A 17252-nucleotide genomic window follows, 5' to 3' on the forward strand; every position below is an offset into this window, starting at 1 on the left:
AATTTCGTGGTTGTGATTTTTATTTTGGCCAAAAAGGCGGTGAGAATATATGGCGGAAATCGGTTCTTTAGAGGTCAGTCTAAGTTTAAATGCAGCTAATTTTAATGGTTCTATTGCACAAGTAAATAGACAAATGACCGCAATGGGTAGTGAGCTAAGAGCATTATCCGAAAGAGGAGATACTTACGGCAAGTCTGTGGATGGCTTAGGTCAAAAGCAAAACATTTTATCTCGTCAATTTGAAGCTGCAGGTGTAAAACTACAAGAACAGCGAAGACGTTACGATGAATTAGTTGCTAGTGGAACAGCATCAGAGGCAGCAATCGAACGGCAGGCAAATGCAGTTAACAGGGCACAAGCTGATTATAATCGATTGGAACGACAACTCTCAGAGGTAACAAATCAGTTACGCATACAATCCTCGCAATGGACGCAAGCAGGGCAACAGATGCAAGAAGCAGGTAACAAACTTAAGTCTGTTGGGGAAAGCATGACGAGTGTCGGGAAAAAACTATCTTTAACAGTCACTGCGCCTATTACAGCTTTAGGCGCTGGAGCATTTAAAGCAGCTGTTGATTTTGAATCAGCGTTTGCAGGTGTTCGTAAAACTGTTGATACAAGTGAAGAAGGATTTAAAAAACTTGAACAAGGCATTCGTGACATGTCCAAACAGTTACCTGCCAGTGCATCTGATATTGCTGCAGTAGCAGAATCAGCAGGGCAATTAGGGATTGCAGAGGATAAGATATTATCTTTCTCACGTACGATTATTGATCTTGGTGAATCAACAAACATGACCCGTGAACAAGCAGCAACAGAGTTTGCTCGTTTTGCAAATATCGTTGGTATGAGTCAAGACAATTTTGACCGTTTAGGATCTTCGATTGTTGGACTTGGTAACACAATGGCTACCACCGAGGCAGAGATTATGTCTATGGGTATGCGACTAGCAGCACAAGGTAAACAAGTAGGTATGTCAGAAGCTCAAATCATGGCGTTAGCAGGTACTATGTCCAGTTTAGGTATACAAGCTGAAATGGGCGGTACGGCAATGACGACTATACTGAAGAAAATCCAATCAGCTGTTGGTTCTGGAGGAAAAGATTTAACTGCATTTGCTAAAGCGGCAGGGATGACTGGTTCGGAATTTAAAAAAGCTTTTGAAACTGATGCAGTTACAGCTTTAGACGCTTTAGTAAAAGGATTAGCAAAATCAGCAGATGGTGGTGCAAACTTAACAACAATACTTGCTGATTTGGGGATTAAAGGCGTCTATGAATCAGATGTTCTATTACGTATGGCTGGAGCGAGTGATCTTTTATCATCTGCTGTAAATACTTCAACGGATGCATGGAAAGAGAATACAGCATTATCAAATGAAGCTTCTCAACGATATGCAACTACAGCATCTCAAATGGCGATGATGAAAAATAAAATAGTTGATATTGGGATTACACTAGGAAACATTTTAATTCCAATGGTAATGAGTGTACTTGAAGTGATAGAGCCTTGGATAGAAAAATTCGCAAGCCTTGGTGAAAAAACTCAAAAACTAATCGTTATCATTGCGGGGATAGCAGCAGCTGTTGGGCCAATAATCGTTGTTATTGGAGCTCTAATATCCAGTATTGGGACTATCATTTCTACATTCGGAACGCTTGCATTAGCAATAGGCGAAGCAGGTGGGATTGTAGCTTTAATTACAGCAAAATTATCCTTTTTAGCTCCTGTGTTTACTGCATTAACTGGACCAATCGGATTAACTATAGCAGCCATAGGTGCAATTGGAACTGGATTAGTTATTGCTTATAAAAAAGTAGATTGGTTCCGTGAAGGCGTTTTAGATATATGGGAAAAGATAAAGAGCCTAACTAGTAATGCATTTGCTGCAGTAAATGAATTTATTAAGGGATATATTGATGATGCTGTAAAATTCGCACGAGAAATAATGGAGAAATTTAGAACGTTTTGGGATGAAAACGGAAGAACAATTATGGATATTGTTCAATTGTATTTTGGGCAAATAAAGGCGAATATCGAAGCAGTTATGATGATCATCAAGGGAGTATACGAAGCTGTTTGGCCAATAATAACAAGTGTTTTCAAAGTCGCTTGGGAAACTATGAAACTAACCGTTGGCAATGCTTTAGATTTTATCCTTGGAGTTATTCAAACCGTAATGAAACTAATCCAAGGCGACTGGAAAGGTGCTTGGGAAACAATTCAACAGACTGCTAAAGACATTATGGAAAATATTAAACAGTATTTCCGAAATGTTGATTTAGCACAAATAGGAAAAGACATTGCTCAGGGATTGATTGATGGTATTGGCAGCATGGTTGAAGGTGTTAAAACAAGTGCGTTCTACATGATGAATCAAATAAATGAAGCGTTTGGTGAAAAGTTTGAATCACTAAAGACAACTATTATTAATTGGTTTACAACGATACCTGGTGTAATTGAATCGAAACTTACTGAATGGGGTAATGTAATATCAAATTGGTTTACTAGCCTTCCAGCAAATACTTCTGCAAAGTTAGAAGAATGGTGGACATCCATTTCTACTTGGTTTTCAAGTGTACCTGGAAAGATAGCAGAAAAGTTAATGGAGTGGGGCGAAGCCTTAAAAAATTGGACAATGGAACAAAATGAAGAGAATAAGAGACAATTTGGAGAATGGGGTACTGCTATTTCTGATTGGTTTTCTAGTATCCCTGAAAAGATTACAACCAAATTAGGAGAATGGCATACTGCCTTAAAAGATTGGTTTACTTCCATACCAAGTGAGATTACAACAAAACTTGATGAGTGGTGGACTGCTTTTTCTAATTGGTTCGAAGAAACTTCTGAAGGTATTACTTCTAAACTTGATGAATGGGGAAAATCAATATCTGATTGGTTTAGTGAAATGCCTTCCAATATTGGAGATTGGTTGTCCGATTGGTGGACGAAAATCTCAACTTGGTTTAGTGAAATTCCTGAGAAAATCACTGCCAAACTAGAAGAATGGTGGGTAGCCATTAAGGACTGGTTTGATGGTGTCCCTGGTAAAGCTGAAATCAAAGATATGGGTAAGAAAATGATTGATAAGGTTTCTGAAGGTAATAAAGAAAAGAAACCAGAGCTACTCGATAAGTTAGGTAAAATTATTGTTGACGTTGCATTAGGTGCACTTGCCGTTGCAGGAGTTGCATTGTTAGCTGCAGGACGAGAAATAATTAAACGCCTAATTGCAGGGATACAGGAAACGAAGGCATCTCTTGAAACAAAAGTTAAAGAAATAAAAGAAATGATAGAAAATAAAATTAAAGAAGTTAATTTACTTCAAATTGGTAGAGATATTGTTGCTGGATTAATTAAAGGTATTGGTGAAAAGTTTGAGGGTGTAAAACAAAAAATTGAAGAGTTGGCAAGTAAGCTGCCACAATGGGCTAAAGATAAACTTGGCATTAAATCGCCGTCTCGAGTAATGATGGAGGTTGGTAAATGGACAGGCGAAGGTTTAGCAGTAGGTATCGAATCAACTCAAGCCCGCAATGAAAGTGCTATGAAAGAACTTGGACAACTACTAATTGATGTAACAAAGTCTAACCAAGATGAAGTAACTAAAATAGCGGATGAAGCTGAAAAAGAACGTACTAAAATTCAACAAGATGCTGCTAAAAAGAAACTTGAAATTGAAAATAAATTAGGTGTAGACCTTCAAAAGGCGGATAACACAATAAGCGCTAAGAAAAAAGGTGCTACAGCGAATGACAACATCAAGATTCAACAATTAAAAGAAACAGCCAATACTAAAATTGTGAAGCTTGAACAAGATATGCAGGATAAATTGAAGAAGGTCAACGATAAAGCTTGGTCTGATATGGTCAAAAAAGAAGAAAAAGCTGCTAGTGAACGTCTAAAGGTTATTAAACAATACATTGCTGATAAAGAATCAACAGATGAACTTTCATTGGCTACAGAAGAACACATTTTAGAACAGTCATTAAAGCTATTTAAAGATGGCACAGCTGAGAAAATTGAAGTTCAAAAGATGTATAAAAAAATAACTGAAAGTATTAATAAAGAAAAAGAAGCCATTGATAAAACCTACATGGACAATGTTAAAAAGCTAAATGACGAGTACATCAAAGAAGAAGAACGTTTGACTAAGGTTTATGAAGATGAATTTGATAAGCGAAGAAATGCTTATTATTCATTTGCAGGCTTATTTGATGAGGTTGCACAACGTGATGTTACAGGTGCTACGCTTATTGCTGCTTTACAGTCCCAAGTGACGGCTTTTGAAGATTGGCAGAAGAATATAACTAGTCTTGCTTCAAAGGGGATAAATGAAGGGTTACTTGCTGAATTACAAGCAATGGGACCTAAAGCAGGAGCAGAAATAGCTGCATTAAACACCTTAACGGAAGAGCAATTGGCTGAGTATACGGAGCTGTGGAAGACAAAGAACGAACAAGCGCGTACGCAAGCAGAAGCAGAGCTTGTACAACTTAAACAAAATACTGAAAAACAAATTAATGAATTAAAATTAAAAACTTCCGAACAGTTGCGTATTTATCAAAACGATTGGCGTAACAGCATGATCGCTCTGAAAGGGAATGTTAAAACGGAATTGGCTGAAATGCCTAACATTGGTGTATATGCTGTAAGTGGGCTAATCCAAGGAATGATGTCTAAGCAAGGTGATTTAATGAATGCAGCACAATCACTAGCTGCTATTGTTGCTGGAGCATTTACATCTGCTTTAGATATTCATAGTCCTTCACGTGTTATGCGTGGATATGGGGTAAATATCGGTGAAGGCCTTGTGTTAGGTATTAACGATATGGTTGGTAAAGTTGCAGGCGCTACAAAGCGACTAGCTACAGCTGTTACAGATGGTTCATATAAGTCTACACCAGCAAGTAATACGTCGTCTTCCACAACTAACAACACAGAAAATAACTATAACTTAACGGTGAATAGCCCTAAACCACTTGATCCGTATGAAACAGCAAGACTAAGCAAGAATGGATGGAAAGAGATTGCATTACAAATTTGATAGCGAGGTGAAACCGTGAGAACATCATTTGGCTTTAATGAAAAATTAATCTTCCACAATAATAAGGGACAGTCATTAGAAATATCAGTGACGAGTCCTTTTTTCTTGCAATCAGCCGAGGGCATTGACTCTTTAGAAAATGAATTTTATAGCGTTAAAAACTATAACGAAGATGGCACCAATATTAAAGGTTCTAGTGTTCGTGAAAGAAACATTGTTGTGGGGGGCCAGCTAAGGCGACAGGATAAAGAAATGAATCGTCAAACATTAATACGCTTTTTTAATCCAAAAAACAAGTTCACATTAGAGTATACAAACGGTGACATCACTCGCTTTATCGAATGCCGTATTGAAAAATCTCCTGTCGTTAGTAAGCATATATGGCCAGAATTTATGATCTCATTTTTATGTCCCAATCCTTGGTGGTATACCGAGGAACAAAAATACGAAATTGCCATGTGGGTAGCAGCCTTTGAATTTGAACTTGAAATTGATGCAGAAGGAGACGGTATTGAAATGGGTTATCGTGAGCCGAATAACGTAGTCAATGTATTCAATGATAGTGATACAGCCTCTCCTTTACGCATTCAATTTAAAGCAATTGGAAGTGTAGTTAATCCATATATCGAGGTAGTGGATACAGGCAGAATTGTAAAGATAGAAGCTACTTTGAAGGGTGGCGATGTTGTTACCGTCAATACAAAGCGTGGTGATGAATATGCAATCCTAGAACGTAACGGACAGCAAATTAATTACTTCAATTACCTTTCGTATGACTCCGACATTCAATTAAGTGTGGACGTTGGAGATAACTTGGTTCGCTATGATGCTGCTGAATTTGTATCTAATTTAGAGGTGTCTATTTACTTTACGCCTCAATTTGTGGGGGTGTAGCTATGCTTTATGTATGTAATGAGAAATTTGAGCGTCTAGGATACATCGGAAGATTCTCTTATTTATTGTGGAGGAAAAAGTATGGTCCAGGTAGTGAGGCAGAATTACATGTAGATGTAACTCCTAAAAACATTGAGTTGTTGAAAAAAGGGAATATAATTTTCCGCCAAGATGATAACGAAGCAATGTATATTTACTATCGCCAATTCGATGATAGTAATGGTGTAGATCAGTTAGTTATTAAATGCTTCTCTCTAACAAGGTGGACTGACAGAAGACTACTGTGGAAGCAATATGATTTTAACACAACACCTGAACTGATTATGAGGCAATTAATTAACGAGACAATGGTTAACCCTGCTGATTCAAATCGTAAAATCACCCAAGTACAACTTGCTGCTGTACGAAATATTGGTAAAGCAATTCAACAACAAATTTCCTATAAGCAAGTTTTTGAGGTATGCGAAAATTTATGTACGACTCATGATATTGGGATGCGTTGTTTATTCGATGGCCGAACACTTAAATATGATTTTTACGAAGGTACAGACAGGACCATAAATCAAAGTTTAAATCCTCGTATTATCTTGTCAAAGAATCGTAGTAATTTACTGAAACGAACGTATGAGGATGCAGATAATGATTTAAAAACAACAGCACTAATAGGGGGCGCTGGAGAAGGTGCAGCACGTAAGATGGCAAGTATCGGTACTGCATTCACAGGATTAAATCGGCGTGAGATATTTATCGATGCGCGAGAAATTTCAGATACAAGAGACTCTAACGGCGAGCAGATTCCGATTCCTACAGGTGAATACAACAATTTACTTGTAGCTAAAGGTAGCGAGAAAATAGCCGAATATACAGAGTTCATAGGCTTTGATTGCGAGTTAGATGTGACTAAAGAAAATACAAAATACAACGAAGATTTCTTCTTAGGTGATTTAGTCACAATTAAAGATGATGATCTTGGAATTTTAATGAATAGCCGTGTAATGCAGGCGGATGAAGTGTTTCAGGAAGATGGGAAATCAATCTATGTAACGGTTGGTAAATCAGTACCTACCCTTCCACAGGCAATTAAAAGGATGGTGAAATAAATGATTAAATTTGGAATGATGAACTCTATAAACGGAGATAGACGATATAAAGCGGAGGACTTTGCTCAGTATTTCGCTACTTTTATTGGCAACGGTATTTTCGTAAAACCTTCGGACTGTTTACAGATTCGAGCAAATGGAGATTCGATGAGTGTACTAGTTCGACCAGGTAAAGCGTGGGTTAATGGTTATTATTTAATTAATGATGAGGATTATAATTTATCACTTGCAGTTGGTGATACAACGCTGAATAGAATAGATCGAATTGTCATTCGATTAGATTTTATTCAAAGAAAGATGAGTGTGGAGGTCAAGAAAGGTACACTATCAGCTTCACCTGTTGCTCCAACATTAAAGCGTGATGCAGATGCCTACGAGTTAGCCTTAGCAGATGTTTATATTGCCAAAGGAGCTCTAACATTAAGTCAAGCTTCTATAACAGATACACGTTTAAACAATAACCTTTGTGGTCTAATGCATGGCGTTGTTGACCAAGTAGATACAACAACCATCTTTAATCAATACCAACAATGGTTTAATGATTATTCAGTAACAAAAGCATCTGAATTTTTAGCATGGCAAACAAATGTTACAACAGCTTTAGAGGCTTGGATTGATGCACAGGAAAAAGGCTTTGAAGCTTGGAGACAAGCAGAAGAACAGCTTTATTATGCGTGGCTACAAGGGCGCAAGGACAACTTTGACGAATGGTTCGCTACAATCAGAGGCATATTGGATGAAGAAGCCGCGGGTAATATTATGAACGTAATTAATGACCATAAGGATTCTCCAGTACCACATAAATATTATGATGAAGGATTGGCTCAACCTATGCTGTATGGATTAAAGCGAAACGCTACTCTAGACACACCAGCGTTTGTATATGGAGCTACCGAGGCGGGTCCTCATGAAGTTATTAATCTTCCGAATTATGAGCAAGTGGAAGGTATTAAAAACGTGGTTGCTAGCACTGGTGGGCGATTGACGTCAGAAGATGGTAAAACATATGTCGCATCCATGTTTAAATACGCACGACTTAAAGATATTCAGGGGGACGATTTATTAAAACCTATAATAGACGATTTCACTACAAGGTTTCCTTCTTTAGCTCCTAGTTTCCTACCTAATACATTCGCAGCAGCACATAAATATAAATTGCGTGATGATATATACTTAATCGCTAATATAGCAACGATAGTAATATATGATTTACGTCAGGGTAGAGTGATTAATGCTTTTAATGCGACAACTGGGAACTTCGTTGGGGTAAATGGCGGAGGGCAATATTTTGAAGACGCTAAATATTACTACATTCGTGGATATTGGAATAGTGGGTCTGCACAGGGGTTGGCATTTATAGTAATTGATAAAACAACATTCGAGTTTGTTAAGAACATCGGACAATCAGCGAACCCGCCAACAACAGTATCCTATAGTGCATTTTATTGTGGGGAGATCGCTTTTAGCGATGGCGTATTTTTTGTAGCACCGAGTGGCTCAACAAGTGTATATGCGTTTAGGTTAAATTATGATTCTAGTGGCATTCCAAAAGACTTTGATTACAGACATAGTTATGCAGTAATCGCTCCTATATTGGCAGTTGTAGGTGTACCAGGAGGGATGTGCTGTATTTTTTATACTTCGGGACAATCAGGTAATAGTTATATTGAAAAAGTATCCTATAACCCCACAACGGGCGCACTATCAAAAGTTAGCTCAAACACAAGCTCAAGTTCCATGCCAAAAATTTCCGCAACGTGGGTATACAAGTATACACATAATAACGCCAATATTGCATTAATTCCTTTTGGAAATGGTACGTCGTCGATAATGAATTTCTACAACCTAGATACTCTAACTAATTTAGGAAACATTGTAAATGAATATAATTATAATCCAATAATTAATAGCGCAGGGGACAAGTTCTATATGCAGCCCAGCAATCCTACTGGATATACTGTTGGTGGCCAGAGTTGGGACACTATATATGAATATACTAAAGGGGCAACAAATGGTTGGAGTTTCAATTATTTTTTAGTTCCCGCAATGTTCAATCCCAATAATTCGACTCTTCAAAGATTTATAACCCTGTCTCCAACTCTTAGTGCGGTTTTAGATAACGAATTATATGTTAGACTTTCAGCAGAATATCAGCATAGAAAACTCTCTAGTGTTAAAACTGTACAATCATGGATGGAGGTTACACAATGAAAAGAGTTTATTTGTTTTTAAATGAAGATTCGACTTACACAATATTTTATGTAGAGAGTGCTATACCTGAATATCTAAAATCGGATGTTATAGAAGCCGATATTCCAGAAGTGGAAGATGGTGTATTACGAAGAGCTGAAGATGGGACGTTTTATTTCGAACAGTTCCCAATAGTTCCTACTCCAGAACCTGAACCAGAGCCAATACCACCAGTCGAAACAAGTATTGAAAAACGTTTAGAACAAATTGAATTGACATCGGCTTACACGCAATTGCAAGTTGACTATGTAGCATTGTTAACAGAAATATTGACAACACAACCTAAATAAAATTGGAGGAATTAAATATGAATATCACTTATGTAAACGCAAAAAAAGTAATCGGTTCGGGGAATTATAATCCACAACAAATGATGACACTGCTTGATTTGTATGTAGCATACAATCGAATTACTACTGAACAATACGCTGAATTAATGGATATGATGATTACACTGTAAACGCAAGCATAGCTTAGCGTTATTTTTTATGCCTTCCACAGATAATTGTGGAGGGCTTTTATTATGCAATAAACAAGGAGCGTGAGCTTATGGGAGGAATGAATTTGCAGTACTTAGAAGTAGCACATTTATATTTATTTGGCGGGGTTAAATTTTTACACCTATTACTTTTATTAATGGGGTTAGACATCATAACAGGTATTTTCAAGGCAACGAAAAACGGTAACTTATGGAGTCGTAAAAGTCTCTTTGGTTATGCACGTAAGTTGTTAGTCTTAATTGTTATTATCACAGCGAACATTGTTGACCAAGTATTAGCTTTAAACGGCACGTTAACGTTTGCTACAGTGTTGTTCTACATTGCGAATGAAGCACTATCAATAACTGAAAACATGGCTGAATTAGGTGTCCTAGTGCCGACAAACCTTGCTGAAAAGTTAAAGGTTATTGAAGGCGAGAAGGAGCAGAAAGAAAGCTTCGGTACTGAAATTTTAGATGAATTAGCTGGAAAGAATGTTGATAGTGAATTGAAGGAAGGTGAGAAGCGATGACAAGCATAACGACAACATACAGAGACTTAGCTGAGCTTTTACCAGTGGCACAGACAGCATGCAGATTACTCTTTCAACAGTGCTACAAGGCAGGCATTAAAAACATCTTCATCACTGAAACATATCGCTCACAAGAAAGGCAAAATTATTTGTATGCACAAGGTAGAACACGACCAGGGCAGATTGTTACATGGACACTAAATAGTAATCATAAATCACGTTTAGCATGGGATATCGCTGTTGGCCCTCCACAATCATTGTATGATGTCGTTACATTAACTCGAGTAGGGGCTATTGCGAAAAAGCTAGGAATCGTATGGGGCGGTACATGGACAAATGCTATTGACCGACCGCATTTTGAAGTGAAACCAACTTGGTTAATGCCTAAAGGCTACAAATTAGAAGGACAAGTAACTGTCCCGACTAATAGCAAAGGACAAGTACAATTAATTGTGGAAGACAAGAAGGAGGAAATTACAGTGGCAATTACAAATTGGAATCCAGGTTCTCCAGCGATGAAAACTGAGACAGAAAACTTTATTGGTCAGGCGGTTAAAGATGGTATTATTCAAGCTTCACACTTGAAGGATTTACAAAATGGTGTGATGACAACGGATCGCTTGATTGGTTTATACATTACAATACAGCAACGACGAGCAAATAAATAAACGATTATGACCAGGTTTCACTTAATGTGAGCCTGGTCTTTTTTTATTTCCAAAAATTTTATCTATGCAACGTTATCAAATTGTGAATATGATGTACTTAGCTAAAACTGGTGAGGTCACCAAAAGACGTATTAAGATAATCAAAGTTGTTGGTGGTACATTTCAAGCATACTGTTTTACAAGGCAAGCCAAGCGGACTTTCATGATTGATAGCGTATTAGCACTTGTTCCAATCATTCACAAGGAACGTTCAGTTGTATGATAAGTTTCGAACAAAGGCGACTACTTCATAAATATGTAGTTTATGATATGGCAGTACAGACATTGCAGCGTGATTACAAAGTGATTGAAAATCTTAAAATGAGCAAGGTGTATTTACCAATACTGATAAGCTTTTAGATGACATTTCACAAGAATGTTACAACTCTAAGAGGTTGTTGGCTAAAGATAAAATAAGAGTAGTGCGGTGGAAAAAGACAGATGAATATTTTAGCGACTTAATTGTTGCTACAGCAGGTGAGGACCTTGTGTTGACCTATGCAAATATGGCTTTGAAAACACAGGTGGAAAAATTATTATTAAGTCATCAAAACAAACAACCAGGCGCTCATAGTTAATTGAGTACCTGGTCTTTTTTGTTTATTCATCATAAGGTCTATATTTTTTACGGAGAGATTCAAGTTCATCTTTTTTCTCAAGCAGTACACTTTTCAAAAACATTTTAGGCTGTTCTTTAGCTGCTATTAACTTTCCGTCTTTTACTAATTGCCCGAGTCTAACTTTCGATATTTCCAAAACCTCTGCTGCTTCAGCTGCAGAAAGTAATTCGGTATTTAAAAATTCTAGAAGTTCTTCAGTTGTTGAAAATTCATATTTCATGCAATCACCTTTCCTTTTGTAACATAAACATTATGAGCCTTGTGATGTGAGTTAAAACCGTTAGTCCATATAGTGCTAATAAAACATAATCAAATGTTGAAGGACTTTGGAAATCAACGTATTTGATTATTATAGCTGTAGAAGCAATTAATAAAGCGATGTTTACATAACCGATCCGTTTAAGCATTCTTTTCATACATGATAAGTGGATGTGATATAATTTGATTGAGAAGGAGGCGCTAACCTCCTTCCGTTGTTACTTGCGACGTTTACCTTTGGTAGGGGGGCGTCGCTTTTTCTTTGTCCCTTGCACCATGTCGTAAATGTCTTTTAAGCCTGATGTGAAAGCTTTAAAGGCTGTTGCGACTAGTGCTACTGTTGCAAGGACTTTTTCTAAATCATCCACTCTTGTTCACCTCCTTTCTATAAATTAATTATACTATATCTATTTAAAAAAGTAAATAGATTTTTGCATTTATTTTGATTTTATTGAAATAAATTACTGCTTCTACTGGAATAAAAAAAGCCACTCGATTGAGTGACTTTAAATTATAATTTAATGGACTTCGATTTCTGTAGCGTTCATAGCCCCTGTCATTCCTACAACGTTATTTACTCCTAAATCAGATGCAGCATATCCATCGCCAGACAATGGTCCCCAAAATTCTAGGATATCTCCATTGGATGCATCTATTTCATGTGGTGTGAAAACAGGCATTACATAACCATGTTCATTTTTAATTAATAAAGCATCTTCCATGTTGCCAAATAAACCTTCTAATTTCTTAACACTAACTAATTCACCTTTTAGGTAATAATTCATACCTTTGAATTTTGAACTGGTTTTATCATAAAGCATAGCGCCAGGTTTAGCAGGGTACAGTTCTGCATTTTTCTCGCCTTCGGTAACGTAAAGTGGTTTTTGTGGTTCTGATACAGGCTTCGTTTTTTCCTTGGGCTGTTCAACAACTTTAGATTTTTCTTCTTCCTTTTTATCTTTAGAAGCTTGTTCTTCTTTTAATACGGCTTCTTCCTTAGCTTTCTTTTCAGCAAGTGCCTTATCCTCAGCTTCCTTAGCTTTGCGTTGTTCCTCTTCTTTAACTATGTTCTCTTCTTCTTTTTTAACTTCCGATGCTGCCTTTTCTTTATTTAATTCTTCTTCAGTTTTACTTGCAACTTCAACTTTTTCCTTACTACCTTCTGGAGCTGGCATCATGAAGGATATAAAGAATAATAAAACTGATACAGCTAAAACAATACCGCCTTTTAATTTTTTCTTTTTGATAAGTCCTAGTATCAGCAATACTACACCAGTCAGCATGCCTAAAAGGCTTATTCCAAATACTAATAAAGTCAACGTAAATACCTCCCTCTGTATTTCCATTTTAGGAAATTTGATAACGAAAGTATATACAAAAAAACAGACAACCAAATTATGAGTTATCTGCTCTTCAGTGCAGGTTATATTTTGGATCCATCCTCTAGTAAAAAGTTACTTTCGAATTTTGCTCCGCAAATTTTTGCTATCTCTTCTAATTCGCTTACCTTGAAATCATCACGGCGCATTTTATTAGACAAGTTTTGTGATGATGTCCCCAGTGCTTCAGCTACTTCAGTTACAGACTTTCCTGTTTTGATTAGTAGGATTTTAATTTCTTCAGTTTTACCCAAAATAACACCAACTTTCGATTTGTATTCTTATGTTCATTATACACTTAAAAATTACAGTGTAAACTTTAAAATTAAAAAATAAATTTAAAAGTGTTTACAAGGTAATTTATTTATGTATAATGAAACTATAAAGTTACAAAAGTTATTCTTGTGTGAAAAACGCAAGTCGAAAGAGAGGTGTGCAAATTGGCATTCGAATACTTAGCACAATACACAACATTCGATTCAGTAGCAGATATGGATAAGAGTGTGGAAGACCACATGGCAGTTCACTATTACGACCTAACAGAATCAGAAAGAGCTATCGTATACAAACTTGCTAGTCACAGCTTAGAACATACAGGAGCATGCCATTTAAAGGCTTCAACAATTGCTGGTGCATTGGAAATCAGTACAAAGACTGTTTATCGAAGTGTTAAGAAATTAGTTGAGTTAGGCATCGTCGAAAAGGTAGCACAAAGCAAATTAAACGGCATTAAAGGGGCTAGTATTTATCGCATTCTACCTTATGTCCCATCGAGCGTGTCCCAACGAACGACAGCCGATGAAAGCAGTATTGACGCGGTTTGCCATCCACAATCTGAAAACCAATCATCTAGTTCTTTTTATCTTTTTAGTTTTAAACAAGCAAATAATATTATGAGTCTTGGTAATGAATTGGCTTTGCAAGCTGAAAAGAAAACAGAGTACATGAACGAGTATCAAGTGATGCTGTTTGATTTCATGAATTGTTTGCCATTAGCAGATAACCTAAAGGATGAACTACACAAAGTTGTATTAGCTGCACAGGTTCAAAATGTACCTGACTTCATTAAAGCTAAAAATGTTCTATTCAAGATTGCAATGGATATTAAAGAAGGTACTTTGACTGTAGCAAGTACATTAAGAGCCGTATTTGTTGGAGCATATAACAAGGCTGTTAACCGTTTAGAAAGTAAGTCGAGTAAATCTTCATCTATAGAAGAAACTCCTTATAAAGAACGTCCAGTACCGTTTTACAATTGGTTGAAAGAACGTGATCGCCTTCCACAATCAATTAGTAGACCGACTTTGGATAATTGGCTTGAATGGTAAGTGTATGCTCTTTCTCATACCCGATATTGCGCCCGATTGATTACCCTATGGGAATTAGATGAGGCATGAATGGAATGCAATTGTATCAAGGTTTCAAGCTTTATTTTAATATGCTCATTTCATGCAACTCTTACTATCGTAAGAGAACCGTGACGACAATGAATTGAAGAAGGGATGAAAGTGTGCTGTTTGAAATCTTAACAACTGGATTAATGGGAGGAATTGCATTGAAAGCTTTTTCTCAACACAAGGGACTGTCAACAAATGAAAGCGGAAAGATTCAACGTATTATTTCACTTGCTGGATTGAATGTTAAAGATGGTAAGGACACATTGGCCACTCAACTTATTAAAAAGAATAAGCATGAGTGGGGTTGGGAATATAAGTACCGTATCCCATTAGGTCGCTCATTCAGTGATTATGAAGCGAAGCGAAAGGTCTTAGAGGATGGGCTGAACAATCGTAAGAAGAACATTGCCTTTAATGATTTACGTCAATTAAATTTCAGCGGAGATCTTCTTCCTCAGCTTCAACAATTGTGGAAGGCAAAACTAAAGGAGCAAAAAGAAATTGAATTGGCTTATGATGGCTTACTAATTGTAAGAGTGTACGATAAACCACTCACTAAAGAAGTGTCATTCATGCCAGGTAAAGGATGGAGAGTACCTGTAGGAGTCACAAGAGCACGTAACGAGTTTAAGTATCATGACTTCGAAATGGTGCCACATGTCGTCCTTGGTGGTGCTACTCGTTATGGCAAGTCTAATTTCATCAATTCAACTATTTGTAGTCTTATGCAAAGTAATCCTGACCACGCTAACTTTTATTTAATCGATTTAAAAGGCGGAGTGGAATTGTGCGACTATGAAAATATTAAACAAACAATTTCCATTGCATATGAGCCACAAGAAGCCCTCCACACTTTACAGATGGCATACGACAAGATGCGTGATATTCAACGTGATTTAAAACGAATGGGTAAAAAGAGTGTCCAACATGCGGGTATTAAAGACCGTTATTTTGTCATTGTGGATGAAGTAGGTGAATTAAATCCATCTGAGGCAGTAACAAAGGAAGAAAAGAGATTAAAACTAGAATGCCAAACAATCATGAGCCAAATAGCGAGACTAGGTGCTGGGCTAGGCTTTCGACTAGTCGTAGCAACACAATATCCAGTAGGTGACGTTATCCCTCGACAAGTTAAACAAAATGCAGATGCGAAGCTATGCTTTAGAGTGCAATCAGCCGTTGCATCACGTGTTGTACTGGATGCGGAAGGGGCAGAGTCTTTACCAATGATTAAAGGTAGGGCGATATACCAAACAGCAGATAAACGAGAAATACTTCAAACATCACTAATCACATCACAAATTATCCACGATACTATACAACCTCATATCATCGAAAAGAAAGGGGAGCGCGTTGAAGAAACAGCTATCAAACCGAGACGAACAGATACTGTTACTTTTGAAGAAGTTTGATTTCATGACGCGTGATCAACTCAGTCGATATTTCAATTTAGGGAAGAAACGAAATACAAATAGAGTCCTCCACAATTTATCAGAATATCTATCATCCATTAGAGACGGTTACGAAACAATTTATTACCTTAGCAAATTAGGTCGTGTATATGTCGGCTGCGATAAAGTCAGAAGGGTAGGTGGGCATGTACATCATACAATCATGCGCAATGAGTTTTGGCTGTTCTATAGGTGCCCAAGGGATTGGAAGAACGAAGTGAAAATATCTGACGGCAATACCAATATCATTGTGGATGGTATGTTTTCACAAAATGGATTTAAGCATTTTTTAGAAGTTGATAATTTACAAACCATGAAACAGAACCGTGAAAAGATTAAACGATACGGAATTTTGATGGATAGCCTGGTTAAACAAATGGGCTATTATCCAACCGTTGTTTGGCTTACAACGACTGAATTAAGACGTAAGCAGCTAGAAGAATCCTGTGGAGGGCTAAAGTGCAAAGTGTTTACGATTAACGATATTCAATAACAAGGGGGATATTCAATGATGTTCAAAAACAAAATGCAAGTGGTGCCAGTGAATGAGTTTACCGATTACACAGAGCGATTTGAAGCGTTAGATAAAATGCGTGAGGAGACTAAATTTGCTACTCGAAAAGACGTAGCATTAATGACAGCCATACCAACAGTTGGAGCAATTAGTTTGTTTGCATATAACAAGATGACTAGTGTGTCCTCCACAATCAATGAGGTAGCTGCAGTGCAAAGTATTCAACAATCTATTCCAGTAACCGTAGAGCCTGTACAATCGCTTGTAGACGCGTATACATCGACTGCTATTCCTGTGAATGCTTTAGCGCAGCCAACTGGGATAATAACAGAGAAATCTTTCGAGATATTAGCAACTGCTTTAGAACCTCTTGTACAGGTTTTGATGGCAATCAGTTTTCCAGTAGCCTCTGTAATAATGGTAGGGGCATGCTTCTTCTTTATGTTTGGAAATAAAGAAAGAGGATGGGATGCAATTATGAATGCTGGATTGGGCTATGTATTAATTCAGATGTCACCTTTATTCTTGGAAATACTTAGAACCATAGGTAAGGCAGTATAATAGAAGAAAGACCACTCCAAAAATGATGGGTGGTCTTTTATTCCGTTTTCACGATACGTCACT

The 17252-nt window shown here is 37.1% G+C and carries 17 protein-coding genes; 13 read left to right on the forward strand and 4 right to left on the reverse strand.

The window, feature by feature from the left end; genetic code table 11:
• The first annotated feature begins 49 nt into the window (after positions 1-49).
• From NSQ74_RS23070 to NSQ74_RS23110, 9 genes are all read left to right on the forward strand, one after another.
• Positions 50-5047 carry a phage tail tape measure protein gene (locus NSQ74_RS23070; protein ID WP_340826589.1) on the forward strand — a complete coding sequence of 1666 codons (4998 nt, stop codon included), beginning with the start codon at positions 50-52 and terminating at the stop codon, positions 5045-5047.
• Positions 5048-5062: 15 nt separating this feature from the next.
• Positions 5063-5941, forward strand: coding sequence for a phage tail domain-containing protein (locus tag NSQ74_RS23075; RefSeq protein WP_340826591.1), 879 nt, complete (start codon positions 5063-5065; stop codon positions 5939-5941).
• A gap of 2 nt (positions 5942-5943) precedes the next feature.
• A complete protein-coding gene (locus NSQ74_RS23080; protein ID WP_340826593.1) occupies positions 5944-7041 on the forward strand; it encodes a siphovirus ReqiPepy6 Gp37-like family protein in 1098 nt (365 codons plus the stop codon).
• The gene (locus NSQ74_RS23085; RefSeq protein ID WP_340826594.1) at positions 7042-9252 is read left to right on the forward strand and encodes a hypothetical protein; all 2211 of its coding nucleotides are present in this window, start codon (positions 7042-7044) and stop codon (positions 9250-9252) included. It begins immediately after the preceding gene.
• Positions 9249-9581, forward strand: a complete 333-nt coding sequence (locus tag NSQ74_RS23090; protein WP_340826596.1) for a hypothetical protein — start codon at positions 9249-9251, stop codon at positions 9579-9581. The genes NSQ74_RS23085 and NSQ74_RS23090 overlap by 4 nt, the downstream gene beginning before the upstream one ends.
• 17 nt (positions 9582-9598) lie before the next feature.
• Positions 9599-9751 (forward strand): hypothetical protein, encoded by a 153-nt coding sequence (locus tag NSQ74_RS23095; protein WP_340823384.1) that lies wholly within the window; start codon positions 9599-9601, stop codon positions 9749-9751.
• 89 nt (positions 9752-9840) lie between these two features.
• Positions 9841-10302 (forward strand): phage holin family protein, encoded by a 462-nt coding sequence (locus NSQ74_RS23100; protein ID WP_340826597.1) that lies wholly within the window; start codon positions 9841-9843, stop codon positions 10300-10302.
• Complete coding sequence (locus NSQ74_RS23105) at positions 10299-10970, forward strand: M15 family metallopeptidase (RefSeq protein ID WP_340826598.1); 672 nt, start codon at positions 10299-10301, stop codon at positions 10968-10970. The genes NSQ74_RS23100 and NSQ74_RS23105 overlap by 4 nt, the downstream gene beginning before the upstream one ends.
• Before the next feature lie 437 nt (positions 10971-11407).
• A complete protein-coding gene (locus NSQ74_RS23110; RefSeq protein WP_340826599.1) occupies positions 11408-11587 on the forward strand; it encodes a hypothetical protein in 180 nt (59 codons plus the stop codon).
• Positions 11588-11609: 22 nt separating this feature from the next.
• Here the strand turns inward: NSQ74_RS23110 and NSQ74_RS23115 are convergent, their stop codons facing one another.
• The 4 genes from NSQ74_RS23115 to NSQ74_RS23130 form a co-directional block, all read right to left on the reverse strand.
• On the reverse strand, positions 11610-11849 hold the full coding sequence (locus NSQ74_RS23115; RefSeq protein WP_340826601.1) for a DNA-binding protein: 240 nt from the start codon (positions 11847-11849) through the stop codon (positions 11610-11612).
• Between the two features lie 256 nt (positions 11850-12105).
• Positions 12106-12255, reverse strand: coding sequence for a hypothetical protein (locus NSQ74_RS23120; RefSeq protein WP_340823390.1), 150 nt, complete (start codon positions 12253-12255; stop codon positions 12106-12108).
• Between the two features lie 150 nt (positions 12256-12405).
• Positions 12406-13206 carry a hypothetical protein gene (locus NSQ74_RS23125; protein WP_340826602.1) on the reverse strand — a complete coding sequence of 267 codons (801 nt, stop codon included), beginning with the start codon at positions 13204-13206 and terminating at the stop codon, positions 12406-12408.
• A gap of 104 nt (positions 13207-13310) precedes the next feature.
• Positions 13311-13520, reverse strand: a complete 210-nt coding sequence (locus tag NSQ74_RS23130; RefSeq protein WP_340826603.1) for a helix-turn-helix domain-containing protein — start codon at positions 13518-13520, stop codon at positions 13311-13313.
• Between the two features lie 186 nt (positions 13521-13706).
• On the opposite strand from NSQ74_RS23130, the gene NSQ74_RS23135 reads away from it, so the two are divergent.
• The 4 genes from NSQ74_RS23135 (at position 13707) to NSQ74_RS23150 (ending at position 17189) form a co-directional block, all read left to right on the forward strand.
• The gene (locus tag NSQ74_RS23135; RefSeq protein ID WP_340826604.1) at positions 13707-14594 is read left to right on the forward strand and encodes a helix-turn-helix domain-containing protein; all 888 of its coding nucleotides are present in this window, start codon (positions 13707-13709) and stop codon (positions 14592-14594) included.
• Positions 14595-14776: 182 nt separating this feature from the next.
• Positions 14777-16075 (forward strand): FtsK/SpoIIIE domain-containing protein, encoded by a 1299-nt coding sequence (locus NSQ74_RS23140; RefSeq protein WP_340826606.1) that lies wholly within the window; start codon positions 14777-14779, stop codon positions 16073-16075.
• Between the two features lie 4 nt (positions 16076-16079).
• Positions 16080-16607 carry a replication-relaxation family protein gene (locus NSQ74_RS23145; protein WP_340826607.1) on the forward strand — a complete coding sequence of 176 codons (528 nt, stop codon included), beginning with the start codon at positions 16080-16082 and terminating at the stop codon, positions 16605-16607.
• A 15-nt stretch (positions 16608-16622) separates the two neighbouring features.
• The gene (locus NSQ74_RS23150) at positions 16623-17189 is read left to right on the forward strand and encodes a hypothetical protein (protein WP_340826608.1); all 567 of its coding nucleotides are present in this window, start codon (positions 16623-16625) and stop codon (positions 17187-17189) included.
• Positions 17190-17252: the final 63 nt, after the last annotated feature.

Source organism: Lysinibacillus sp. FSL W8-0992, assembly GCF_038008685.1.
Lineage (GTDB): Bacteria > Bacillota > Bacilli > Bacillales_A > Planococcaceae > Lysinibacillus.